At 59.0% G+C, this 23974-nt stretch carries 26 protein-coding genes; 12 read left to right on the forward strand and 14 right to left on the reverse strand.

All coding sequences use genetic code 11. The features are described 5' to 3' along the window. The first annotated feature begins 216 nt into the window (after positions 1-216). Both ACWJJK_RS17250 and ACWJJK_RS17255 read left to right on the forward strand, forming a co-directional pair. Complete coding sequence (locus ACWJJK_RS17250) at positions 217-495, forward strand: DUF883 family protein (protein ID WP_077727950.1); 279 nt, start codon at positions 217-219, stop codon at positions 493-495. Between the two features lie 18 nt (positions 496-513). Further along, positions 514-999: a phage holin family protein gene (locus ACWJJK_RS17255; protein WP_077727949.1), complete on the forward strand. Its 486-nt coding sequence runs from the start codon at positions 514-516 to the stop codon at positions 997-999. 57 nt (positions 1000-1056) lie between these two features. Here ACWJJK_RS17255 and ACWJJK_RS17260 read toward each other — a convergent pair whose 3' ends face one another. Beyond that, a complete protein-coding gene (locus ACWJJK_RS17260; RefSeq protein WP_077727948.1) occupies positions 1057-1788 on the reverse strand; it encodes a Crp/Fnr family transcriptional regulator in 732 nt (243 codons plus the stop codon). 328 nt (positions 1789-2116) lie between these two features. Here ACWJJK_RS17260 and ACWJJK_RS17265 point away from each other — a divergent pair, with 328 nt between their 5' ends. The 3 genes from ACWJJK_RS17265 (at position 2117) to ACWJJK_RS17275 (ending at position 5152) form a co-directional block, all read left to right on the forward strand. Then, positions 2117-2728: a uracil-DNA glycosylase gene (locus ACWJJK_RS17265; RefSeq protein WP_156879499.1), complete on the forward strand. Its 612-nt coding sequence runs from the start codon at positions 2117-2119 to the stop codon at positions 2726-2728. Positions 2729-2963: 235 nt separating this feature from the next. Next, positions 2964-4250 (forward strand): YhjD/YihY/BrkB family envelope integrity protein, encoded by a 1287-nt coding sequence (locus ACWJJK_RS17270; protein ID WP_077727946.1) that lies wholly within the window; start codon positions 2964-2966, stop codon positions 4248-4250. Between the two features lie 125 nt (positions 4251-4375). Next, positions 4376-5152, forward strand: a complete 777-nt coding sequence (locus tag ACWJJK_RS17275; protein WP_077727945.1) for a class II glutamine amidotransferase — start codon at positions 4376-4378, stop codon at positions 5150-5152. An 11-nt stretch (positions 5153-5163) separates the two neighbouring features. On the opposite strand, the gene ACWJJK_RS17280 is transcribed toward ACWJJK_RS17275, so the two are convergent. Further along, the gene (locus tag ACWJJK_RS17280; protein WP_156879498.1) at positions 5164-5685 is read right to left on the reverse strand and encodes a metal-dependent hydrolase; all 522 of its coding nucleotides are present in this window, start codon (positions 5683-5685) and stop codon (positions 5164-5166) included. Between the two features lie 146 nt (positions 5686-5831). Between ACWJJK_RS17280 and ACWJJK_RS17285 the strand changes: the two genes are divergently transcribed. Further along, positions 5832-6785, forward strand: coding sequence for an ornithine cyclodeaminase family protein (locus ACWJJK_RS17285; protein WP_156879497.1), 954 nt, complete (start codon positions 5832-5834; stop codon positions 6783-6785). Positions 6786-7002: 217 nt separating this feature from the next. On the opposite strand, the gene ACWJJK_RS17290 is transcribed toward ACWJJK_RS17285, so the two are convergent. Next, positions 7003-7401, reverse strand: coding sequence for a Dabb family protein (locus tag ACWJJK_RS17290; RefSeq protein WP_240506769.1), 399 nt, complete (start codon positions 7399-7401; stop codon positions 7003-7005). Between the two features lie 48 nt (positions 7402-7449). On the opposite strand from ACWJJK_RS17290, the gene ACWJJK_RS17295 reads away from it, so the two are divergent. Together ACWJJK_RS17295 and ACWJJK_RS17300 are read left to right on the forward strand one after the other, a co-directional pair. Next, positions 7450-7635, forward strand: a complete 186-nt coding sequence (locus ACWJJK_RS17295) for a hypothetical protein (RefSeq protein WP_086133081.1) — start codon at positions 7450-7452, stop codon at positions 7633-7635. Positions 7636-7656: 21 nt separating this feature from the next. After that, a complete protein-coding gene (locus ACWJJK_RS17300; RefSeq protein ID WP_168183709.1) occupies positions 7657-8184 on the forward strand; it encodes a CPBP family glutamic-type intramembrane protease in 528 nt (175 codons plus the stop codon). Between the two features lie 109 nt (positions 8185-8293). Here ACWJJK_RS17300 and ACWJJK_RS17305 read toward each other — a convergent pair whose 3' ends face one another. Further along, positions 8294-9436: a Rieske 2Fe-2S domain-containing protein gene (locus ACWJJK_RS17305; RefSeq protein ID WP_086133079.1), complete on the reverse strand. Its 1143-nt coding sequence runs from the start codon at positions 9434-9436 to the stop codon at positions 8294-8296. A gap of 52 nt (positions 9437-9488) precedes the next feature. Continuing rightward, the gene (locus ACWJJK_RS17310) at positions 9489-10547 is read right to left on the reverse strand and encodes an NAD-dependent epimerase/dehydratase family protein (protein ID WP_454128313.1); all 1059 of its coding nucleotides are present in this window, start codon (positions 10545-10547) and stop codon (positions 9489-9491) included. A gap of 464 nt (positions 10548-11011) precedes the next feature. On the opposite strand from ACWJJK_RS17310, the gene ACWJJK_RS17315 reads away from it, so the two are divergent. Beyond that, a complete protein-coding gene (locus ACWJJK_RS17315; protein WP_156879493.1) occupies positions 11012-12250 on the forward strand; it encodes a YncE family protein in 1239 nt (412 codons plus the stop codon). A 208-nt stretch (positions 12251-12458) separates the two neighbouring features. On the opposite strand, the gene ACWJJK_RS17320 is transcribed toward ACWJJK_RS17315, so the two are convergent. The 4 genes from ACWJJK_RS17320 to ACWJJK_RS17335 all read right to left on the reverse strand — a co-directional run bounded on the left by ACWJJK_RS17320 (position 12459) and on the right by ACWJJK_RS17335 (position 15565). Continuing rightward, a complete protein-coding gene (locus ACWJJK_RS17320; protein ID WP_077727937.1) occupies positions 12459-12965 on the reverse strand; it encodes a cupredoxin domain-containing protein in 507 nt (168 codons plus the stop codon). Between the two features lie 296 nt (positions 12966-13261). Beyond that, positions 13262-13777 carry a WbuC family cupin fold metalloprotein gene (locus tag ACWJJK_RS17325; protein ID WP_205780630.1) on the reverse strand — a complete coding sequence of 172 codons (516 nt, stop codon included), beginning with the start codon at positions 13775-13777 and terminating at the stop codon, positions 13262-13264. Next, complete coding sequence (locus tag ACWJJK_RS17330; protein ID WP_077727936.1) at positions 13755-14669, reverse strand: M90 family metallopeptidase; 915 nt, start codon at positions 14667-14669, stop codon at positions 13755-13757. The genes ACWJJK_RS17325 and ACWJJK_RS17330 overlap by 23 nt, the downstream gene beginning before the upstream one ends. Continuing rightward, positions 14666-15565: an isoaspartyl peptidase/L-asparaginase gene (locus ACWJJK_RS17335; RefSeq protein ID WP_077727935.1), complete on the reverse strand. Its 900-nt coding sequence runs from the start codon at positions 15563-15565 to the stop codon at positions 14666-14668. Before ACWJJK_RS17335 ends, ACWJJK_RS17330 begins: the two co-directional genes overlap by 4 nt. Before the next feature lie 270 nt (positions 15566-15835). Here ACWJJK_RS17335 and ACWJJK_RS17340 point away from each other — a divergent pair, with 270 nt between their 5' ends. Then, complete coding sequence (locus ACWJJK_RS17340; protein WP_077727934.1) at positions 15836-16015, forward strand: hypothetical protein; 180 nt, start codon at positions 15836-15838, stop codon at positions 16013-16015. A 40-nt stretch (positions 16016-16055) separates the two neighbouring features. Here the strand turns inward: ACWJJK_RS17340 and ACWJJK_RS17345 are convergent, their stop codons facing one another. The 3 genes from ACWJJK_RS17345 to ACWJJK_RS17355 all read right to left on the reverse strand — a co-directional run bounded on the left by ACWJJK_RS17345 (position 16056) and on the right by ACWJJK_RS17355 (position 19493). After that, a complete protein-coding gene (locus ACWJJK_RS17345; protein WP_168175309.1) occupies positions 16056-16610 on the reverse strand; it encodes a DUF488 domain-containing protein in 555 nt (184 codons plus the stop codon). Positions 16611-16849: 239 nt separating this feature from the next. Then, positions 16850-18274 (reverse strand): c-type cytochrome, encoded by a 1425-nt coding sequence (locus tag ACWJJK_RS17350; protein ID WP_156879492.1) that lies wholly within the window; start codon positions 18272-18274, stop codon positions 16850-16852. 58 nt (positions 18275-18332) lie between these two features. Continuing rightward, the gene (locus ACWJJK_RS17355) at positions 18333-19493 is read right to left on the reverse strand and encodes a lipocalin-like domain-containing protein (protein WP_156879491.1); all 1161 of its coding nucleotides are present in this window, start codon (positions 19491-19493) and stop codon (positions 18333-18335) included. A gap of 56 nt (positions 19494-19549) precedes the next feature. Between ACWJJK_RS17355 and ACWJJK_RS17360 the strand changes: the two genes are divergently transcribed. Together ACWJJK_RS17360 and ACWJJK_RS17365 are read left to right on the forward strand one after the other, a co-directional pair. Further along, positions 19550-20914: a YihY/virulence factor BrkB family protein gene (locus tag ACWJJK_RS17360; protein WP_156879490.1), complete on the forward strand. Its 1365-nt coding sequence runs from the start codon at positions 19550-19552 to the stop codon at positions 20912-20914. 259 nt (positions 20915-21173) lie between these two features. Then, positions 21174-21716 (forward strand): CAP domain-containing protein, encoded by a 543-nt coding sequence (locus ACWJJK_RS17365; protein ID WP_168175308.1) that lies wholly within the window; start codon positions 21174-21176, stop codon positions 21714-21716. A gap of 290 nt (positions 21717-22006) precedes the next feature. Here ACWJJK_RS17365 and gnd read toward each other — a convergent pair whose 3' ends face one another. Further along, positions 22007-23020, reverse strand: coding sequence for a phosphogluconate dehydrogenase (NAD(+)-dependent, decarboxylating) (gene gnd / locus ACWJJK_RS17370; protein WP_077727928.1), 1014 nt, complete (start codon positions 23018-23020; stop codon positions 22007-22009). A 103-nt stretch (positions 23021-23123) separates the two neighbouring features. Further along, positions 23124-23939: a bifunctional DNA-formamidopyrimidine glycosylase/DNA-(apurinic or apyrimidinic site) lyase gene (mutM, locus tag ACWJJK_RS17375; RefSeq protein ID WP_077727927.1), complete on the reverse strand. Its 816-nt coding sequence runs from the start codon at positions 23937-23939 to the stop codon at positions 23124-23126. Between the last annotated feature and the right edge of the window lie 35 nt (positions 23940-23974).

A 23974-nucleotide genomic window follows, 5' to 3' on the forward strand; every position in this document is an offset into this window, starting at 1 on the left:
GGTTATGAGACGATCTATATCCGCAAGTCGACCGGCTTATCTCTTGCCGTTTTTCCGAAGCCGGTAAAACGCCAACAAACCACTCAGCGCTGCGGCGGAAGAATCGAGCCTGTAGTTGATTTTTCTAAATGCCGGCGGTGTTTGAAGGGATTAAGTTGCAGCAAAACCACCCTTCGGTCGGCAACGAAACAACCCTGATACAGCTGGAGGTCAGCGATGGCAACAACGGAAGACATCACCAAAGATCTGAAGCAGGACTTGGCCACCCTCAAAGCCGACATGGGCAACTTGATGGCTGCGATGAAGGATTTGGGCGTCGAGCAAGGACGAACCGCTTACGCAAGAGCTCGGGAGGTCGGTGAACGCGCTCGCGGCCACGCGATGGCGGCCCAGGAAAGCGTAGAGCAATATGTAGAGTCACGCCCCTTGGCCAGTCTCTTAGTGGCCTTCGGCACAGGCTTCGCAATCGGCACGTTGCTTGGTACCCGTCGCTAACGGCGGGCCGCTGCCGTGATGCGATCATTCACAGACATCGTCGCTGCGGAAAAAGCAAAGCTTTGGCAGGGGCTGAGCCGATCGGCGGTACTGCTCTCCCTGGCAATTTTCGCCACATTGGCCGCATTCGGCGGCTTGGTTTTCGCGTTGCTTGGCGTCTATTTATCGCTGGAGGCGATGCTGGAGCCTTGGGTCGCCGGAGTAATCGTCGGCGTCGCCATGATTGTGATCGCTTTCATCGCGTTATGGGTTATTGCGCGATCTTTTACCAAACAGGGCAGAGCGGCGCCGTTGCCGCCGTCGTCGTCGAGAGCCTCCCTTGCGGCCGCGCCCCAGCCTCCCTCCGCCATTCCCGACACACTGCGCGCTACCGTAACTGATGCGCTCGGTGCAGCCAATATTCGAACCAGCGATATCGCGATCGCGGCCTTGGTTGCGGGGCTGGTTCTTGGCGCCAGCCCGCATCTAAGGCAACGCTTATTTCGTAGTATTACGAGAGACTGAACCAATCCGCCCGCCGACACTGTCTGCGGCAGGCGGATTATTCAGACTGCCAAGCACTCAGATTTGCGCTACATGCTTGAGAGCGGGGATGTTAGTTTCGTATCTCTTCGCCGGCTTGCATTTTATGGCGCGAAGCATGCGTGAGCGCTTGAATTCCGCCAGAACTCGGCTGACGCTTTCAACCGTAACGCCGAGAATCGCAGCCATTTCCTCGCAGGTCAGCAGAGTTACCGCAGTCGATGTCGAAGTATCGTTTTGAATGGCCGCCAGGAAGTTCACCAACCGGGCGACGCGCGCCTTTATCGATCCGGTGGAAAAGTCGGTAATCCAGATGTCGGCACTCTTCAGATGCTGGTACCAGCACTCGATGAGCCGACAATACAAATAAGGATTATCTTTCTTGAGCTGGGCAATCGTTCGCAACGGCGCACAAATCACTTCCACCTGATCGACCGCCACCGCCGTATGCTGATACGTCGGTTCGATCAATCCCCCGAGACCGAGAAATGCACATTTGGCATGAAGCCGAACGATACGGGCCCTCCCGTCGGGCGAATAGCTGATAAGCTTCACTAAGCCCTGCACAATCGCCAGCACGGTATCGGCCGGATCGCCTTCTCTGAAGATGATTTGTTTGGCGGCGAACGATTTTCGCTTGCCTCCTCGAAAAACCGTTTCCAAACCCGCCATGTCAAGGCCTGCCAATGCATCGCCGGTGTCCTCCTCAAACACCCGAGCCGCGGGATGCCGCGCGATAGGAGAAATGCTGCCCTTTCCTAAATTAGCCATGTGCCACCTCGTCGTCCTGATTGAAATCACACCTCGCAAGCCAACTCCTTGGAAGCTCGCCTATTGGAGAGATCCGCGGTTTGCGAGGTAGCCGACCATTCCTGGTCTATGCGCGAAACGGAACCGAGTTGATCCGCGCTGAGCTAGCAAATCTCAGATTAACAAATTTGCGGATCAAACTCATCCGGTAGACCACAGACTGAAAGCCGATGTTCTCTATACCCCCAGTACGTTCAGGCACCATTTCCCTCCGAACCGGGAGGCAAATTGGCTGGATGCTGAACTTAATGCGTTGGGGCCGTGTCTGCGAAGTAGAGATCCGTGGATCGTGGATTCAGCGTATATGGCCATAGAGGACTTGAGAGACTCGTCCGAACAACTCGAAAATCTTGCCGGCGGCATTCGCCTGTGTGTCGCATGTCGGCTTCACGAGAGCCGCCGACACGCAGTCCCTGGCGAAGGACCGGTAAATGCCGAAATCATGGTGTTGGGCGAAGGCCCGGGCGGCAAAGAGGATGCGGCTGGCCGGCCGTTTGTCGGCCCCGCAGGCCGGTATCTCGACACGCTCCTTCGAGGTCAGGGCATCGCCCGCGACAGGCTGTTCATTACCAACTGCGTCAAGTGCCGTCCGCCGAACAACCGCACGCCCCGGCGCGACGAGCTGAAAACCTGCACGAATTTGTGGCTGGAGCGTCAACTCGAGCTGATCTCGCCCAAGGTCATCGTGCTGCTTGGCCAAGTCGCCGCACGTCAGATGCTGGGCGATACCGCGACCGTTTCCGACTTGCATGGAACCACGCAGCCGCGCAACGGACGAAGCTATTTCGTAACTTATCATCCTGCCGCCGCCTTGCGTTTCGATTGGATCGCCGCCACCCTCCAGGAGGATTTCGAGATCCTGGGCAAGTTGCTCGCGCGCTCCACCGATTCATCTCAGTAGCTTTTCAGGCCTGGGTTTCACGGTCGTCGGAGCGGCCCGTCCACGGGACTTCAACGACGCGGAAAAAGGTGGCCTCCTTCCCTGCCCCACATAGGACGCGGCGCTTGCGATACCTTCGTCACGACCCTGCCGGGCTGAATCCGGGATTCGGCGTCCGCGCACATTCCTGTTGCCGCTCTGTCCAAAAATCATTATCAATGCCCTTTGCAGCAAACAGCCTCCTGGATCAAACGTCATGAAAAGCTGGCCTTGGGTATCGATTGACCAGTCTTCGCTACGGAACCGGTTCGCCTACGTAAAAGCTTTGATCAAGAGGCTGATCAGAGACATACAGGAAGGCGGCCTGGACTACCGCGCCATGAGTCTGGTCTATACGACCCTGCTGTCGTTGACCCCGCTCCTGGCGGTCAGCTTTTCGGTACTCGCCGCGTTCGGCGTACACAACCAAATGGAGCCGCTCCTGCTGGAACTGGTGGCGCCGTTGGGCCAGCAAGGGAGGGAAATCGTTAACCGCATCATTGGATTCGTCAGCAACATTAGGGTCGGCGTATTGGGTTTCGTCGGTTTCGCCATGCTGTTCTACACGGTTCTCTCTCTGCTGCAAAAAATCGAGGAGGCTTTCAACTATGTGTGGAGGGCCAAGAAATCGCGCAGCTTTCACAGACGGTTCAGCGATTATCTCAGCGTTCTTCTCGTGGGGCCGGTGCTGGTTTTCTCCGCTCTCGGACTCATAGCATCCATGGCCAGCACCGAAATCGCGCAGATAATCATCAGTCAGGAACCTTTCGGAACCTTGTATTACCTGTTGGGACTGATTCTTCCGTACCTCCTCATCATCGGTGCCTTTACCTTTGCTTATCGATTTCTTCCGAACACCCACGTGAACTTTCGTTCGGCTCTGGTCGGAGGCATCGTGGCCGGCATCGGCTGGCGCGGAGCGGGCTGGCTGTTTGCCGAATTCGTCGCCAGCTCAGCCCGGTACGCCGCCATTTACTCCGGCTTCGCGATCCTCATCGTATTCATGATCTGGATCTACGTAAGCTGGCTCATTCTATTGATCGGCGCTCAGATTTCGGTTTATCACCAGCATCCGCGCTACATCCATCTGGCCGAGCGCGACGTCAAACTCAGCTATCAGCTCTTCGAACGCCTCGGTTTCTTGATCATGTACCTGATCGCGGAACACTTTCATCAGGGAAAAAAGCCGTGGACGACCGACGCCCTAAGCCAGCACCTCGGTCTCCCTGATCTCATGATCGAGAAAATCTTGGACGCGCTGAAAACACGGAATTTGATTCTGGTCGCGGTCGAAGGCGATCAAGGATTTGTTCCCGCCCGTGATTTGTCGGCCATCACGGTATCCGAAATTCTGGAAGCGATACGAACGTCGCCGGCTGAAACGTCGTCCATCGACAAGAACACTCTCTCGGTCCCCGCCGTGGATCATCTATTGGAAAGACTGCACACGTGCGGCGCACAAGCCACCGAGGGGCTTTCTTTGAAGGATTTGGTAGATGCTTGAACTCACGGCAGCCTAATACCGGAATCCAGTTGGGCTACAAGACGCCCCCCCCTTGCCGCCTGCTTGCTGCCGTTCTGGCATACTAAAACCCGAGCCCGTCGATCACTATCGCGTAGGTATCCACCATGTGCCAGCTCTTGGGAATGAACTGCAATGTTCCGACCGACATCTGTTTCTCGTTCGAGGGATTTCACGTACGCGGCGGATTGACCGATCACCACCGCGACGGCTGGGGCATCGCCTTTTTCGAAGGCCGCGGTTGCCACTTATTCGTCGACTCCAAAGCGACAGTCGAATCGCCGATAGCCGATCTGGTGCGCCATTACCCGATCCATTCGACCAACGTCATCGCCCATATTCGGAAGGCCACCAAAGGCCGAATTGCCCTTGAGAACAGCCATCCTTTCCGAAGAGAACTGTGGGGCCGTTACTGGATCTTCGCCCATAACGGCACCTTGGAACATTTCGATCCGCCGCGCCCCGATGACGTCTTTCAGCCGGTCGGCGATACCGACAGCGAAAGAGCCTTCTGCTATCTGTTGAATGCGTTGCGTCGGGCGTTCCCACATGGTTCCCCGAGCCGAGAACAGGTCTATGGCGTGGTCGAGCGTATCACTGCCGAGATCGCGGAACACGGCGATTTCAATTATCTTCTTTCCGACGGCGATTCCCTCTTCGCGCACTGTTCCACGAATCTGCACTTCATCACGCGCAAAGCGCCGTTCGGCTGCGCCCACCTGGTCGATCAGGACATCACGGTAGACTTCAGCGAACTCACGACACCGTACGACAAAGTGACTGTCATCGCCACTCTCCCGCTTACCGACAACGAAATCTGGACCAAACTGCGCCGCGGCCAGCTGGTTCTATTTCACGACGGGGAGCCGTTAAATGTCGCCTAAAGGCAAAACGATCACAAGAGCGCTTTAACGACCCGCGCCACACCGAATAACAAGGCCGAGGGCAGCCAAATCCAGCGCATCTCGCTTTTAAGCACAAGCCATCCCCGGGCCGAAAAGAAGGCGTAGATTCCTATGGGCGGCACGGCGAGCGGTCGCCAGGCGAAGAAGTAACGTTTGTTCGAGAACGGCGCGAAAAGCGCAACGCCCAGACCGCCGTCGGTGAGGGCGTCGATGACGGGATGGGATAAGCTCGAAAGAAACAGGAATACGAAAACCGGCCAAGATTTGTGTTCACCGGGCAGAACGGCCATCGATAACGCTCCGAGGCATAGTGCGAAGGAGATGGAGTGAGTCATGCCGCGGTGTCCCCACGGATCACCGTAGCGCACCCCGAACGCAAAACCGAGTGCATCCAGATCCGGAATCATCGAGCAGGCGACACCCAATAGCACAACCTCAGGCGATAGAATGCCATCCGGAAAACAGGCGCTCAGCGCGATCGGAACCGCCGCGTGAGAGACGATGGTAGACATAGCCCGGCTCCGAAAACCAAAACCTCATCAATACGTCGATAAGACAGCTGAACCGCCGGATAGCGTTCCCGGCGGGATCATACTGAATTTCAAGTCAGGCCATTCGTGGTAGGCTTCGCTACAGGAACATTCTTCGGAGAGCCTGGATGAAATGGATCGGCGCCGAACAAATAAACGACCGGCTCGATTATCCGTCTCTAGTGGCCTGGCTTGAAGCGGCCCACGGCAGCGAGATCGATGCGATGGACGATCTGCTGCTGAGCCGATCGCATACGGACGGGCAAACGCAGCACTTTCTCGTACGGGCCGCCTGGCAAAGCAAACTCGGCGTCGGAGCGAAGCTGGTGACGGTCTTCCCGGACAATCAAACCCGTGGACTCCCCTCGGTACAGGGCCTTTACGTTCTGTTCGGCGCCGAGGACGGTCGACCCTTGGCGTGCCTCGATGGCACCGCTCTCACCTTGTGGAAAACGGCCGCCGATTCCGCACTGGGCGCGAAGCACCTGGCCCGCGAAGATGCCAAGAGGCTGCTCATGGTCGGCGCCGGCGCCATGGCGCCTCATCTGATTCAAGCGCATCTGGCCGTCCGCCCGTCGATCGAGTCGGTATGGATCTGGAACCGCACGCCGCGCCGTGCGGTAAGATTAGCGGATTCCCTGGCTGGCCTACGGACTTCGATACACCCCACGACGGACCTGGAACAAGCGGTACGCGACGCCGATATCGTCTCCTGCGCGACCATGGCCACCGCTCCGCTCATCCGGGGCGAATGGCTCAAGCCCGGAACCCACCTGGACTTGGTCGGCGCGTTTACTCCGGATATGCGGGAGGCGGACGACACTGCCATCCGGCGAGCCAAGATATTCGTCGACTCCCGCGAGACCACTGTCGCCCATATCGGCGAACTCTGCATTCCTATCCGGAACGGCGTGATATCCGTGACGGACGTTTTGGCCGATCACTTCGAGCTATGCCGCGGCATCCATCCCGGCAGACGGTCTCCCGCCGACATCACCCTGTTCAAAAACGGCGGCGGCGGCCATCTGGATTTAATGACGGCGCGCTTCATCCTCGATCGCGCTGATCGCAAGAATCCCTGACACACTTGAGTCCTGCCTCCATCTTTAATGGAGAATCAACAGCCTCGGAGCCCTATCTGGTTGCACAACTTGATAGGCATCCTCAGGCAGCACACCGTGATCCGGCCGTACCCGCAGTCGATATCCTGCACTTCCCGTCACTAAGAACTCTTCGAAGACGCTCGCTGCCCGTTCGCCAGGCCAGCCGGTCATACTCGTGCTCGATGCTTAGGAAGCCTCATGGGGCCTCGACGAAATCATACACGATGACCTTGTCCACCAAGGGTTTCATTCTTTCGTTGATCACCTTATCGTGGTCCGGATGTCGCGAATATTCATCGAGCGCCTGTGCATTCTCGAACGTGGCCACGATAGCCACATCGTACGAGCTGTCGACAACGTCCCGCTTGCCGGGCAGAGCGGCTCCCACGTGGTAGCTCGACACCATCGGCAGCTTCGAAAGCGATTTGGTCGCCTCGATGTACTGTTGGCGCGCCGCTGAACTCCCATGATCCTTGAGCCAAACGATCACAACGTGATGTATGCGTCCTGCGGTCGACGGCACGACCTCGGCCGAACCGGAGGCGGCAAATGTCAGAACACACACTAAGAGGGCGAAGACTGTCATTCGTTTCATGCGATTCCCTATCTTTTTCAATTGAGGTCGAGCAGGACCGGCTGCTCAATGCAGAGTCCTGCAGATTTGCACGGCAAGAGTATCAAGACCGATGTTCTGAAGGGCGTGTTGCCGAACATCGCAGCGATAGTAGCATGGTCCCTGATCGGCATCACGATCGCCACGGCGTCGATGATGAGCGCGGCACCCGTCGCCGCTGAGCCGGCCCGCACACAGGGCATCATCGAGGAATAAGGCCCGAGAGCGATGTTGAACATGCGTTTGCAAAGCATAAGACTGGCATTCAAGACCTTCCCCAAGCGCCGGACCTGGCGCGGATGCCTTGGGTTATTCGGCATTTACGCGCTGTGCGCTCTGCTGATCGGATGGGCGACGGGATTTTGTCGCCCGGAGTTGATGAAGGCATCCGCCTGGGTAATCGCCTCGACGCCCGTCGTTTTGCTCGTGACGCCGAGTCTTGTAGAGGAAGTCTTATATCGTGCCGTCTTACTGCCGCATCCGGTTGAAGCGGTTTCTCCGAGAACAAAACTCGTTTGGTCCTCGGTCAGTCTCGTTGCCTTTGTGGCCTCCCATCCCGTCAATGGTTTGTTGTCACGAAGAGCGGTGTTTCTCGACCCGGTTTTTTTGGTGCTGGCGACACTGCTCGGCATCGTATGCACCCTCACCTATTTGAAGTCGGGATCGATTTGGGTGCCGATACTGTTTCATTGGCTTACGGTAGTCGTGTGGATCATGTTTCTGGGCGGTTGGCAGAAGCTGATGATCCCGGGAGTTTGGGTGTAACGGAACCGTTATGGAACGCGTTCTGACCGATTTCAGATTCCCCGAATATTGCACGAGAACCGAGCGATGAAGCCACCGGCCATACAAAGGCCCAAGCGCGATTTCGGCGTCAATCGCCGGATATCGGAATCTCTCGATGGCCCGGATTGCCGCCTCGGGCCGAGGCCGCCGCGCGGGCGAGATAATCCTCCCACTTCCGCGCCGTCAACTGCTGAAACATCGGCACGACGGGGTTGAGCTCGATGGGCGGTGCATCCCAATGCTGCTCATAGCCCTGTTGCTCGGCTTCCAGGGCAATTCCGTCCTCCAGCAGTATGGGCTTGAACACCAGAGGTTTGGCGACGTTCAGCACCATCTGGGTCAGCCACTTCGGCGTTTTCACGGAAAGCAGCGGAATCTTGACGCTGTCGAAATAGAACAGGAAAAACACGCGGGTGGTCCGTTCGTCGATAGGCAGCAGGAACGACCAGTTCTTGATGCTGTCGCCGGTGTTAGTCCATTGGTAGGGATACTCGTAACACAGTTCGATGGAACGGGTGTTGACGCGGTTACGATCGACGAAAATTCCTGAAAACCGCCCAGCGGCCATGTGGGCGTCGTAGGTCAGGTAAACCCGGTCCTCGTCGGCTTCGTGATGGGTGAGCTTGGCGTCGACGAAGGGACGGTATTTCCGATGCAGGAACGCGTGGGCGAAGTCACAGATATTGTCGATCACCATGGAATGGTGGGTACGCCAGATGAAATCCACGGCAAAATTGGCCCATGGATGGTCTCCGGTAAGTTCCGGAATTTCGGGGATCTTTCGCTCTCCGGCCAGGGCCGGATCGCCCGGAAACAGCCAGATCAGGCCGTAGCGGACGCTTACCGGGTAGGTGCGCAACCGGTTTTTGATGAGCGGTCTGCCGAAGCTGTCATGGGAATAATCGATCAGCCAGCCGTCCCGGTTGAACGTCCAGCCGTGATAGGCGCAGCGCAGATGGCAGCGATCCACAACGCCGTGAGTGAGCTTGAGCTGGCGGTGCGGACAGCGGTTCTGCACGGCCGCGAGCCCGCCGTCCTTGCCGCGGAACAGGGCAATGGACCTCTTCCAGAACACGACTTCCTTCACCTCCCCTTTCTTGACGGCGCTGTCGTATTCCACCGCGTACCAGCGGTCCGGATCGAGGCCGGCGGCACGGGCCTTTTGCCGGGAATTTTTGGCTTCCGCGAAATCAGGCGGCGATTGCCGGGATGTGTCTTGCGCATTCCTCATCGTCAGTACTCTCCACGTGACCAAGGGTGGATAACGGTGGCCAAAAGCCGCTTCATTTCACCGGGGTAATGACACCGCGGCGCACGAAATCCTCGTAGGCTTCCCGAATCGCTTCGGCCAGGCTGGTGGGCCGATAACCCAATTCCTGTCTGGCCTTCTCGTGATCCGCCCGGCGCCGCATCGAGAGCAGGCGCACCGCGGCAGGCGTGAATCGCCGAGGCGAGTTGGGAAAGATCCGGAACCAGGTCTTGTCGGCCACTTCCGCCAGCGCGGCCATGACGGGTGCGGGCAAGCGCAGCCCAGGGGACGGTCGCCCGGTCACCTGCCCGTAGAGAGCCATCAGGTCGTCCACGCTGGAGTAAGCGGTGCTGATGATGTACTTCTGCCCGGAACGGCCTTTCCGCATGGCGAGCACATGGCCCTCGGCGATATCGCGGGTGGAGACGAATTCGAAGCCGCCGGGGATATAGGCTTTGAGCCGGCCATGGGCGTAGTCGATGAGCACGCGTCCCATGCGCGACGGCTTGTAATCATGCGGACCGACGATGGCGCAGGAGGTGGCGACGACCACGCTGAGGCCGTCCGCGTGGGCGCGCAAGGCCTCGTGCTCCGCCAGATGTTTGGTGAAACCGTAGGGCAGATGGCGATCGAAGGGATAGAACGGCATGCCTTCGTGGCTGGGGCGGTCCGGTTCGTACCCGGTGGCGCTGAGCGATCCGGAGACCACGACCTTGTCGACGCTGTGGCGGACGGCGGCTTGCAGAATGTGCCGCGTGCCCAGGACGTTGGTATCGAAGACTTCCCGCTTATGGGCACCATTCCCGGCTATGGTCGAGACCAGCGCCGCGCAGTGATAGACGCGGGAACAGCCGCGCACAGCCGCGTCGACCGCCTCGGAATCCCGCAAATCGCCATAGGCTCGGTCGACGTCGAGTCCCGCCAAGGCCCCGTTGTCGCGGCCCTGCCGAATCAGGACACGGACTTCGTCTCCGTCGGCCAGCAGGCGGCGTACGAGATTGGCGCCGAGATGGCCGGTCGCTCCGGTGACTAGCACTTTTCCCGAGTTCACGTTGGTTCCCTTCTCTGTGGTGTCGAGACCGGATGGTAACACGCTTCTATCCAAGGAAGCGTCTTGCATCTATACGGGGACATGGAGTTCCGATTTACCTCGGTCCGGAGTCCGTCGATGGCCCCCATAGCGGAAATTTGCTGATTTTGCCCTTCACAAAGTGGCTCGTCGGTTCCGTTACCGTAACCGGGGCGAGCGTCTCGTCCGCGATACGCCACGGACGGATATTTCAGGATTCGAAACACCCAAACCCGGAACGTCCCAGATTCGGGTGAACCCGTGCGACGGCAAGTTGTCGTTAGAAATTAGATCGGGTCGAAAATTCACCTCCGCTCAAGATGAGTAACCTCGGTTCTCAAAAGGAAAAATGACCAGCCTCCGTTCAGGAGAACGCCATGCGCCATAGATTTCCCCCCACCACGTTCGGTGTCGCCTTGTTTCTAACGTTATCTGCCTTTTCTCCCACTGGAGTCTCTGCACCCGACAAATCGAATCACGAGGTTTGGATGATCGACCAATCGGGTTTCCCGCCTAGCACCATTCCCGATGACGACATCGGCGGCAAGCTGTACATATTCGATGGCAGAAAGTTGTCCCGGAATGCGGCGTCCAAGGCAAAACCGGAGGTCTTCGAACTAGCGAAATTGGCACAGCGGCTGGACGACACGGCAACACCGCGTCGACCGCACTACATCACCTTCAATGCGCCCCACACGCATGCCATCATCTCGTTTGTGGCCACCGGACATGTCCTCATCATCGAGGCGGCAACACGAAAGCCGGTCTTCCTGGTCGATGTAGGCAAGCAAGCTCACGCAGCCGTCCCTTCGCCGGATGAGACCTATATTCTGGTCGCTAACCAGAACGGCAAACTCGTACAGAGAATCAACACCGATTACGCAGCCAACACCTTTACCCTCGACCATAGCGCCACTCTGAATCTTGCCGATGGGACGACGCCGAGCGGAGCCCTCAAACAGTTCGGCTCCGCCGATGAGGACGGTGTTCGGCCGGACAACGCCCCCATCCTGGCGCTGCCGGACTCCACCAGTAACTTGGCGTTTGTCACGCTTCGCGGCGGCGGTCTGTTTGTCATCGATCCGCGCGCCACGCCGATGGCTATCGCCGGTGAGTATACGACCTCGACCATCGAACCCGCCGGTCTCCTGGCGGCCCAGACGGGAAACAAGATGTACTTCAATTCGGGCGGCGGCGGTGGAGCCGAACTCGGGTTCCAATCCGTACTTTATGCTCTGCCGGTGAGCGCGTTCTCGCCTTCGCCAAATCCGTATCCGAAGCCAGACACCCCTGCGCCGACGGTGGTCTTCGATCACGGACAACAAGACGTGGATTCGCATGGGCTGCTTGTCACCCGGCAGGAACGTTACCTTTGGGTAGCCGACCGCGCCGCCAACAAGATCATCGTGGTCGATACCGAAACTGACGACGTAGTGAACGAGATAAAACTGGCTGGCGTCGTATCGCGGGACCCGGCACCGGACATTCTCGGAATATCGCCGAGCGGCGATCGGGTGTACGCGACGCTGCGCGGACCGTTCCCGCTCACCGGCAACAATCCGGAGCTCAATAACGCTCAGGGACAGACGCCCGGCATAGGGGTGATCGAGGTCAAACGAGGCGGCAAAAGCGGAATGCTGAAGCTAGTCGCCCCCGTCTCGAACGTCGACGATACTGACGATGAGGAGCGCGCCGACCCGCACGGAATTGCCGTGCGGAGTCGCTGAGGACCGAATGCGTAGCGAGTACGCCGGCTGGACTAAAGCGTCACAAGAGCTCGGGGGGAACGCACCCGCCGGTCGATTCAGCACCGCACCAAAACCCCGTCGCGCCGCCGACAGCGGTCGGCTTATCGTAGGCTCGCGCACGGGCAGATAGAGCGCGTTGCGTTGTGATAACTGATTGCGTGGTCATTGCTGGCGCTCTCCCGAGGCTCTAGCGGACGGTAACTTCGGCGATCATCCCTGCCTGGTAGTGTCCCGGAACATGGCAGCCGATCTCGAATCGGCCGGGTCGATCGAACCGCCAAACCAACTCTTTCGTTTGGCCCGGCTCTACGGTCACGGAATTCGGGCTGTCATGGGGCGTGTCGGGAGCGGCATGCATCTCCCCGGCGTGCGATTCCTGCTCCGCAACCGTACCGATGGTTGCCTCGTGCGTCAGTCGGCCGATGTTATTAACGATCAGGCGCAATGTTTCTCCGCGATTTATCGTAAGCGACGAGGGATCGTATTTCATGCTGTCCAGGGTTTTGATTTCGATCGTGCGCGTGACTTCGTCGGGTTTGCCGGGTTGACCGGCGGCCGATTGTTCAGAACCGGAGTGCTCTTCCGGCAGATGTTGATCTTTCGATACCGGCGATTCGAGGTCCTGCGCCTGCACTACGAGGGCAGACATGACTAAAGTAGCAAGAATGGCGGCGCGGTAGATCGAACGTGACATCACGATATTCTCCTTATCGAAATTCGAAGACGTTTTGTGGCGTGCCCTCAAACTACGACATAGATCTTGAGTGGCGCAAAAAAGTCCGGAGACCGCTTCTATTTCTTATCGGTGCCGAGCTACTAGAGCATTTTCTGATTCGGTGTAAGGGAGCCCCATATGTAGGTCGGCAATCCTTTGCCGACGTACCGGCTCGGCAAAGGGCTTTGTCGGCAAGGGATTGCCGACCTACGTTCTTCCCGCCCTACACGAATCCGTACACCGGGATGAAAAACGCTCTAATCCTCTCCGTATCTTCATTGCGCTTTCGCCGATTCCTGGAACCCCAGGCGCTCGCCAGGCTTGGCGACTTCATACCAGGCCACGACCCGCTCCGCGTCCGGATCGCCTTCCTCCGGAGCCCAAGCAGCGAAATCTTTGTCCTCGACGGGGCGGTAAGGGCCCGGTTTGACCTCGAACATGACCGTCTCGGGTGCCAGAACGACCACGGCATGCCAGGTGTACGGCGGAATTTCCACCGCCATATCGCCTCCCGCGGCGCTCAGGTCGATGCGCTCCAGGACGGTTCCTTTTTCGTCGAAGGTAATGATGGAAAATGCGCCGCGCACCGCCAGCATCAGTTCCCATCCGTCCGGGCGCGCGTGGCGGTGAGGGCGGACGTAGGTTCCGGGCTCCATGGCGTTGAACAGGCGCTGGATCGGGTCCTCTAGGTCGCGGTGAATGTTCAGGTTTTTCCGAAGCCTGGGAGAGGCTGCGGCCTCGCCCATCAGCCGGAGGAGCTGTTTGTCGCTAATCGTTTTCAAAACGTCCATGGTCGTCTCCTGATACGGCGTCGGCAAGCGCTTCGCGCAGCGGGTTATGGCCGGTTTGCCGGCTTTCGCGCGGCGCTTGTGCATCGCGAGTCTGAAATGGGTCTGCCGGTAATGATGAACGAAATCGCGCGGCCGGGTCTTGTCTGTAGAATTGCGCAAGGAGGTCGTAGATTTCCGGATATTCCATGCGCACCAAGTCTGGCGCTTCGAAAAAGTATTCGCTGAGCACCGCAAAAAATTCTCCGGGCGCTTCGGCCGCGTAAGGATCTATGGGAGTCTTCTCCTCCTGGTCCACGCGATCGTTGAAATCTTCGAACGCGGCCGTGAACGCGTCAGTCCAAACCCGCCGCGCCATCCCGCGATGCAAGTTCGGGAAACCGTCGGCTGCGCCATTGAGCATGTCCAGCTTATGAGCCATTTCGTGGATGACGACGTTATAGCCTTCGCAATGTCCGGAACCCTGCACGTCCGCCCACGACAATATGACCGGCCCGCGCTCCCAGGATTCACCGGTCAACACATCTTCCCATTCGTGCATGACGCCGATAGCGTCGAATTCCGAGCGAGGGCGTATGAATCCGCCGGGATAAACCACCACCGTACGCCATCCGTCGTAGCAGTCGAAGTCCAGATTGAGAATAGGGAGACAGGCCAGCGCGGCGATTCGGGTGCGCACCCGGTCGTCCAGAATCATCCCGCCCGCCGGTTCGAAAATCTTTTCGTGAACGAAAAGGGTGGACAGTTGACGCAGACGCTCCCGTTCTTCGTTATTCAAGAGATCGAAAATTCGAAGCCCCGCGAGCGACCAAAGCCAGGTCGATTCGGATATCAGCCCCCGCTGAAGCAACTTGCGGCGCCGCCGCCGGCGGAGTAGACGAAAGGGCGAGATCATGGCCGACCCAGGACAGCACTCGGACGGTCCGCGCTCATCGCGGCGCAGAGCATGGTTTCGGTCGTCCAGCACATGCTCCACGCCCCGCTGTGGTCCACGGCGATCCAACCGTATTCGCGCTTCCGCTCGACGGCTTCACGATAGGTCGCTTCCGAGGCTTGCACGATGTTGCGGCCGTCCCGAACACGCGTTTCGAGACGCACCGCAACGCCGTCATCGACGATTTGTTCTCCGATGCCGGTGCAACTGACGGCGGCGTAGCCGGAGGCATAATTGCCCGCCACCGTCGCCGAATCGGATATTCGTTCCGGAAAATTGAACCGGCCGCCGCCGGTGGACGTGGCGGCCGCCAGACGGCCCCGCTGGTCCAGGACCACCGCGCCCACCGTTCCGGCGCCGACCGAGGGCCCGGTCTGCCGCTCCAGATACTCCGCCCAGCGCCGCGCCCGCTCCGGGGGAACCGGGTTTTGCGGCGGCATGCCGAGTTCCCGGGCCAGAAGCTGGGCTCCCAAGGGACCGAGCACCGATTCCGCCCGGTTCTGGAGCGCCCGGGCAAGTTTGATGGGATGGACCAAGTGAGTCGCAAGCATGACGCCCGAGAATTTCAGGCGCTCGCCGTCCATCAGCGAGGCCGAGAGACGCGCAAGTCCGTCGCTTTGCAAGGCCGAGCCGTAGCCGGCGTTGAACAGAGCCGATTCCTCCAAGCGCTTGACGGTTTCCGTCACGGCATCGACGGCGGATTGGCCTCGGCAAATCTCGGCCCATGCCGACGCTGCCAAATCGCCGATAAAAGTCCAGCGTTTCTCGCTTAGTCGGGGATCCGATTCCGGGGAGCCGGCGCCGCCGTGGATCAGGAGAACCGGCGGGCGGGCAATCTCAGCAAAGCGTTTTTCCATGCGGCTTACTGCATATTGATGTTCGATTCGGCGCGATGACGTTTGTCGGTGTCATCCCGTGCAGGAATAACCCAGCGGGCAATTTGTCTAAGATGCGAACTTCGACATATCTTGTCAAAAAAGGGCTTTTCCGGTTCGCGGTCAAAGGATGGGGCAAGGCCGTTTCAACACGATAAAGATCGGCTTCGGGTTCTATGGAGACTCCCCTTCCCCAGATGTCCTGCTTACCGAAAACGACTTGCGTTTCATACATTCTGTGAGGAACCTCCTATGTACAACTATTTTGCCCTTTCTTTGGTCGCCCTGGTCGGCATCGTCGTGTTCGACGACGATCCGACCGGCGTCTCGCTACAGGAGTGGATACTCTACGCGGTGCTGCTCTATGCGGCGTTTTCGTTCTTTCGGCGCTATCTGGCGCAGATCCGGCAGCAGATTCGACGGGGCGGATAAGCGCTCTTGCCCATTTATGCGCCTCGGCCGCCAGGTGTACTCACGTAACATCCGGCGCGAACAACTCCAGGTTTTGCTGAATTCGATCATAGATCAGTCGCGAGCCGACGATTCGTGCGGCGGAATGCAGGTCGTGCCTACAGCTTTCGTTCGGCACGATAAGATGTTCGACAATATGTCCGCGCACCGTCAGGTAATCGGAAATCAGAGAGCGGTGGCAGCACGACGGATCTTTCTCGGCACACATGAACGCCGTCCGGCAGATTCGTGCCAGCCTTAGTATTTGTTCCACGGCTTCGCGGAAATCCGGCGTCTCCATATAGGCGGCATACGACCGGAATCCCGGATTCAAGACCCTGTGTTTTACATCGTCCGGTGTCGCCGATCGCCATCCGCCCAGATTGTCGCCTTCCCATTGATACTGAATGCCGGCCTGCGTTAAAGCCCGTTCCAGCGTAGGACGGTTGAATTGTCTAAAACGCGCGGAACCGGGCCTGCTGCGTACGTCGACCAGACACCCGATGCCATGCCTCTTGAGCATATCGATCAGTTCGTCAGAGCTTCTGTTGCTGTGGCCGATGGAATAGAGTTTCATGGCTTCACTTCCTTCTTGCTGATTGTTTTTTCCCATTTCCCGAACCGGCACACCCCGCCGGCAGTCCGCCGATGATTCGGGCGGACGTTCGAGTTCGTATGTAATGCACTTTTTGGACTCGAAAAACAATCAGAAGCATCCCGACATTCTGACCTATATCTCGAAATAAGCCGTTGCAGGCGGGCAATCCTTCGCTGACGAGACTTCGGCAGTTTCAGCCATAAGCAAGTTCCGGGCTTCTATAGTGTCTTCAAGTATTCGAGCACGGCCTTGCGTTCTTCCGGGCTCAAGCCGTCGCCGAAAACATGGCCGGCATTGGAGTGGCCGGGCAAGGTCGTATCGTAGATTTTTTTCCGTTCCCGCAGGTCGTCCGTACCGGCTTTCCCCTGCCCCAGCGCCGTGTAGCGCCAGCCCAGGCCGACCGGATCGTAATCGGCCGCGGACGACTCGTACGACCGCGTCCAATACTTCGGCCGTTTCGAACTGTCGAGCAAGGCTTCGATGGTCGGCACCGATCCGTTGTGGAGGTAAGGAGCGGTAATCCAGATTCCGTCCAAAGGCGGAGCGAAATAACCCGGCGCCGGGGCGGCGCGAGCCGTTTCGCCGTAATAGGAGCCGTTGAACCATGCGATGAACCGGTCCGATGCGCCGCCGACAGCGTGTTGCGCCAACACTGGATCGGTGCCGATTTCGTCGAGTCCCAGCACCAGATTGGGATAAATCGGCTGTTCGCCATAGGTACCGTGGCAGCCGGAGCATGTTCGCTCGAATACGGCGCGCCCCTGTTCGGCCAGCTTGCCGTCGAGACCGAAAGGCCACGGCGGCGGTTTGAGCGATGCAAAGTAAGCCAGAATATCCGGCGCGTAGGCATCGATATTTCGCACGGTATCGACGTCATCGGCGCAGAATATGGCGCCCACCATCATGGCCCGTGCGAGATCACCGCGGCCCTCGGCGTTGTAGAACAAGGCGTTCTTCTTTGCCATGCGCCACCAGGGCGGAATGCTGACCGGCGCGACCGATTTCGGCGGCGGCTCGATCAGCGGTTCCGGCGACCATGCCAGCGTTTCCGGATTCCGGTGAGCGATCAGCGCGAACGTCATATTGATGGCCGGATTCGCGCCCATCGTGTCGGTGATCATGTAAGGGGCAATGGCACGGATTCGGTCCGCCCAGCGCCGCCATTCCGCCGCTTCGGCCTCGTCCTCCACGTATGCGCCGACGCCTTCTGCGGCAGCCGTACGGTCCTCGGTGAAATCGAGATTTTCGTTGCCTAGGCCGATGACCAGCTTTCCGGCGAAGAAACCGGCATGGCAGGACAGGCAATTGTTCACTACGAGCTCCACGCCCTTGGGTGTCGTGTAAGCCGTGAGGTTGTAAGGCAACTCGGCGTTTCGGCCGGGTCTCCCCAGAATAAGCGTCATGGGCTCGGGCGCCGAGGCCGTCTGTTTGTAGGCCGAATAAGGCATGCCGCAGGTGATGTACGGCGCGTTGAGCAATGCCTCGTAACCTTTGTTCGGATCGCCTGGCCGCTGCTGTTCGGCAGGAACGGGTCCGGCGGGCGAATAGCTGACGGCGTTCGTCCGTTCCCTCGATTCGCAGGCCGCCAGCAAGAAAGCCGTAAAGACGATCGAAGCGACGGACGATGTTTTGGCATTCGGCATGTTCGACTCACAAGCTGGTTTTTTTAGCGGAAAAATTCTTTTTTTGGGAATCAAACCGTCAATAGCCGGCCAATTCGACGAAACCCCGCCCCGAAAGCGCTTTACCGCGAGGCCCGGTTCCGGACACCGAGACCGCGCCGGACCAGGCGCGAACGGACCGGACGATTTCCTGATCTTCGACTAAGGGAGAAAGGCGCAGTTCGGCTTCGAGCTTCGGCAGCCTCACGATCCAGCCTACCGGATAAGGAACTCCCGAGGGGTTAGACCAGTAGGTGGCGGGCTCGAGCCGAACGTCGTTTCCGGAAATCGGAACAGCGCGGCCATCGGATTCGATCAGGAGCCCGCTCGACACTGGCGGCGCGCTGCCGTCCTTGCGCCTCAGCTGGAAAAGCAGGAGCTCACGGCCATTGTCGAGCTGCAATTGATAGCGGTTCAGGACCAGTTGTCCGCCCGGCGGGGCTAGTTTTCCCCAACTGCGGCTGAGCCAGGCCTCGCCGGTTACCTTATGTCGATGCTCGCCCAACCGAACCGTTCCGGATATCGCCATACGGCTAAGCAAATATGCGCGAAGACGGCCTCCCGCAGCAGCCGGGAAGCTTTGCCCAGCCGGCACGACAGCGGGCTTTCGGGCCTCCAATCGGAGGTTGAGTTGCGTCCCGTCGGTGTCGGCCTGCAAGGCGAAGGACGTGGTTTCTCCCAGCGGCACCCTTAGCTTCCAGTCGTCCAGCCAGACCAGCCCGGAAACGGGATCATACCCGCTCATGCCCAGTGCCGCTCTTGCAAAACGCTCGGATGCCCGATAATGGCCATTGCTCGCATCGAGAAATGCAAACAGCCCCCGATACACGTCGCGGGTGGCCCAGGCCGATGGCCTTTCGGGCTGTTCCGGCTGAAGACCGAACCGCGTAAAGCTCAGTAGAAAGCCGTATCGGTGACCGTCCGGCGTGTTCATTTGGCCGGTGAATTCCCAGATTTCCATGGGGACGTCCGGATGAATCCCGTGATCGAACGGAAAAGACACGGACCGGTCGGAACGGTCCTCCGGAAACCTGTCCGCAATTTTTCGCAGCGTTTTCGAGAAAGACGAAAAAGGCATCGCATCGCCGGACGAAACTCGCTCCGGGGGCTGCCGGAGTGTCGACGACGGTACGAGCGACAGCATGACTGCGAGCAGAACGGCGGCTATCCGCACGATAATATTGCCGCGGCCAGTTGCCATATCACTGTTTCCGGCTGCTCCAAACTGTCTAATGCCTAACAAAGATCGTGGTCAGCATGCAAATCAAGCTTTTCAACCCCATCAAGCAGGCGCGCCAAAAACTCGACTCTTTCCACCGGCTCCGCGGCTTGGCGGCTTTGGTGTCCGCCTGGATCAAAGCGCTAGTCGGAGCCGTTCGTAGCGAAGGCTTGGATTATCGCGCCACGAGTCTCGCCTACACCACGCTTTTGGCCATCGTGCCGGGTCTCGCCTTGTGCTTTTCGCTCCTGAAGGCTTTCGGCATCAACAATCAGCTCGAGCCGTTCTTGCTGCAAATGCTCGCTCCTTTGGGCGATAAGGCGGGCGATTTGACGAAAGCCATTCTCGGCTTCGTGACCAAGGTCAACGTGGGCGTGCTCGGCTTCGTCGGTTTGGCGGTGCTCATCTACACCATTATTTCGGTGCTGGAAAAAATAGAAGCCGCATTCAATCACATCTGGCGAGTCACACAGGCCCGCAGCTTCGCCCGCCGGGCCAGCGACTACCTCAGTGTGATTCTGCTCGGTCCGGTGCTGATTTTTTCGGCCATCGGTCTCACGGCCTCGATGCCCCATGCCAGCGCAGTCCGGCGACTGATCGCCCAAGAACCTTTCGGCACCCTGTTCTATCTGGGCGGCAAGCTCCTCCCTTATTTGATGATCATCGTGGCGTTTGCGTTCGTCTACATTTACATTCCGAACACGCGGGTACCTTGGCGGGCCGCGTTATTCGGCGGTACCGTGGGCGGCGTGGTATGGAAGCTGGCGGGCCTGCTGTTCGCCAAGTTCGTGGTCGGCTCGACCAGTTACCACGCCATTTATTCGAGCCTGGTCATCGTCATTTTGTTCATGATCTGGCTCGATCTCAGCTGGCTGATCCTCCTGCTGGGCGGGCAAGCCGCCTTCTATTTCCAGCATCCCCATTACGTGCTGGGAAAAAGCCGTTTCTTTCAGCTCAGCAACCGCTTGAAAGAGAGGGTCGGACTCGCCGTCATGTACTTGATCGGCGAGCGTTTCGTTCATGCGGATAAACCCAGGACCATCGACGAGTTGGCGGAGCGATTGTCACTGCCGTGGGAAACGGTAAAAGACAGCCTGGACATACTGCAAGCCGGCGGGTTGGTCGTGGAAGCGGGAAAAGGCGATGAAAGCTTCATTCCGGCCCGCGATATCGCCGGAATCACCGTCTGGGACATTCTGACGGCCATGCGCACGAAACGCGAGGATGCCGCCCTTTCGTCCCATGCTGCTTTCACGTTGCCGGAACTCGCGAAAATCGCGGAGGATTTGGAAAATGCCTCGGCGACGACCGCTTCGGCCCGCCGTTCGCTGCGGGATCTCATCCTGGCTCAATCGCCGTCGACGCAGGGAGATTCAGAGCAGCTTCGTTCTTCGTGCTCTTAGCCATGCCGTGATGTCGAGAATTTTCTCGATTGACGTAACGCCCAGAGCGTCACGCCCTCCCGCACCGAATCGGCGCTCGGATAGCAGCGGACGGTCGTGACGCAAGGCATCACGGAGAGTAAAACGCGATAAATCCGTCACTGATCGGAACATCCGTGATTGCCCTCTGTCACAAGGCAGATACTGCCCATGAATCGTGCTCAGCGACGGCCAAGTCGCGGTACGGTTGGTAATCATCCTTCACGTAATGGAGTACGTCATGTGCCGTTTTCGCAACCCGCCTTTCATCATTTCCGCCTTAATCCTGTGGAGCGGCGCAGGCCTCGCTGCTCAGCCCGCCGATGCCGTGGCCACGATCACCGCCCACAATCAGGTGCGCTCCGCCGACGGGGTGCCGCCGCTCGTCTGGTCGGACGAGCTCGCCACCATCGCCACCGACTACGCCGCCACGCTGGAGCAGCAGGGCTGTCCGCGCGAACTGCCCCACAGCCCTGCCAGTGATCAGGGAGAACTGGGTGAAAACCTCTACTGGGCCGGCCCGGTGATGTGGTCCGATGGCCGCACCGAACCGCAGCAGCTTACCCCGGCTCAGGTTGTCAATTCGTGGGCAGCCGAAAAGGCCAATTACAACTACGAGACCAACAGCTGCGCCCCCGGCAGGATGTGCGGCCACTATACCCAGTTGGTGTGGGCCGCAACCACCGAAGTCGGCTGCGGCTATGCAGTCTGCACCAACAACGCCCAAGTGTGGGTCTGCAACTACCGCCCCGCCGGCAATGTTACCGGCCAGAGTCCTTACTGATCTCCCAGGCGCACACGCACCGCGCGATTGAACGTATTTCTCGCCTCCTACTTTGCGAAGGAGGCGAGACATGGTTGCGGCGTGCCGCCCGGATCGCCTGCGGTCCCACCCGCCACACTACATTGAGCCGTCGAGCGGCTCACCAAGGAGCCAGAGCATCTTCAGGATCGGTTTAGCGGTCCAGGGGATAGTAGGTCGGGAATCCTGTCCCAATCGCAAACGGACCTTTAGTCGGTCCCTTCCAATCGCAAACGGCCTGGCCAATCCGCCAAGTCGCGCTGTCGCTCGCATCACGATTTTTCCTGATGTCCTCCGAATTGCCAGCGCAAGGCGGACAGGAACTTGTCGGCAAACTCGCTGCGTCCGCGGGACGAGAACCGCTGAAACAGCGCGGCGCTCAACACGGGAGCGGGGACGCCTTCGTCGATGGCGGCGAACGCCGTCCACCGCCCCTCGCCGGAATCGGACACATGTCCCGAGAATCTCTCCAAATCCGGTGATTGCAGCAAGGCCGATGCCGCCAGATCGAGCATCCAGGACCGAACCACGCTGCCTCTCCGCCACAATTCGGCGATCTCGGGCAGATCGAAATCGAAACGGTAATACTCGGGATTGCGCAAGGGCGCGGTTTCGGCATCATGGGATTGGCGTTCGAAGCCGATTCCGGCGTTCTTCAGAATATTGAAGCCTTCGGCATAAGCGGCCATGAGACCGTATTCGATGCCGTTGTGAACCATTTTGACGAAGTGGCCGGCTCCATTGGGACCGCAATGCAGATACCCCTGCTCGGCGCTGGCCAACCCGGTGTTTTCGCGTTCCGGAATACGCGGGGCCGCATCCTGGGGCGGTGCCAAAGCCCGAAAAATCGGATGCAGTTTTCGAACGGGCTCCTCGTCGCCGCCGATCATCAGACAGTAACCCCGCTCCAGGCCCCATACGCCGCCGCTGACGCCAACATCGAGGTAATGGACGCCGCGCGGCTTCAAGCGTAGCGCTCTATTCATGCTGTCGCGATAGTGAGAATTGCCGCCGTCGACCAGGATGTCTCCGCTTTCGAGCAAGGGCGAAAGCTTGTCTATCAAATCGTCGACGAAGCCCGCCGGAATCATTAGCCAGACGACGCGCGGCTTGAGCAGTTTGTCCGCCAAATCCCGCAGGCTGTCGGCGGCTATGGCACCCTCCGAAGCCAACATCTCAACGGGTTTTCGCGAGTTGTCCCAAACCACGCAGGAATGATTGCCCCGCATCAGCCGGCGCACCATGTTGGCACCCATTCGCCCCAGACCGATCATACCGATTTGCATGGGCTGTCTCCTTTCCATTCGAGAGATATCGGTACGTATGCGCTACGAAATCTTCCTTGCGCGGAAGAACGAGCGCACGGTTCTCAATGCACGATCGCGTATCTCAATGTTGACAGTTCGGACACCAATAAGTTGAGCGCTGCCCTAGCCGCTGCGTTCGGATAAGCTCGCCGCATCGGCGGCATAGTTCGCCGGTCCGTCCGTAAATTTGCAGGGTTTGCTGGAAATACCCCGGACTTCCGGTTTCGTTGACGAAATCGCGTAGCGTGGTTCCGCCTTGTTCTATCGCTTCGGAAAGGACCTCCCGTATCGATACGACCAGTTTTTCGTAGCGAGGCAGAGCTATGCGGCCGGCCGGTCGGCGCGGATCGATGCCGGCCCGGAACAAGGCTTCGTTGGCGTAGATGTTGCCCACACCCACCACGATGCGGCTGTCCATGATGAAGGATTTGACGGACACGCTGCGGCCCCGGGCTTTTCCATGAAGATAGGGCGCATCGAAGTATTCACTTAAGGGTTCCGGCCCGAGTTCGGCCAGGAGGGGATGAGTCGAAGGATCGTCTTCCGTCCAGACGACGCAGCCGAAACGGCGCGGATCGTGGAAGCGGAGACAGGTTCCGTTGGCGAGGATGAAGTCGAGATGGTCGTGCTTTCTGGGCGGGCTGTCCGGGGCGAGGATGCGGAGGCTTCCGGACATGCCCAAATGAACGATCAGCGTTCCGCGGTTTGTGCCGATCAGGATGTATTTGCCTCGGCGCTCGACCGTCCGAATGGTCTGACAATCGAGCTTTTCCGGCAGATCCGGCGGAACCGGCCAGCGTAGCCGAGGCTGGCGAACGACTATCGCCTGAACGGTCTGCCCGGTTAGATGAGGCGAAATGCCGCGCCGCGTGGTTTCGACTTCCGGCAGTTCGGGCATGGCGGCGTTATCGGGCAGCGTCCGACAGCTTGAAG

The organism is Methylocaldum gracile, from assembly GCF_053646815.1.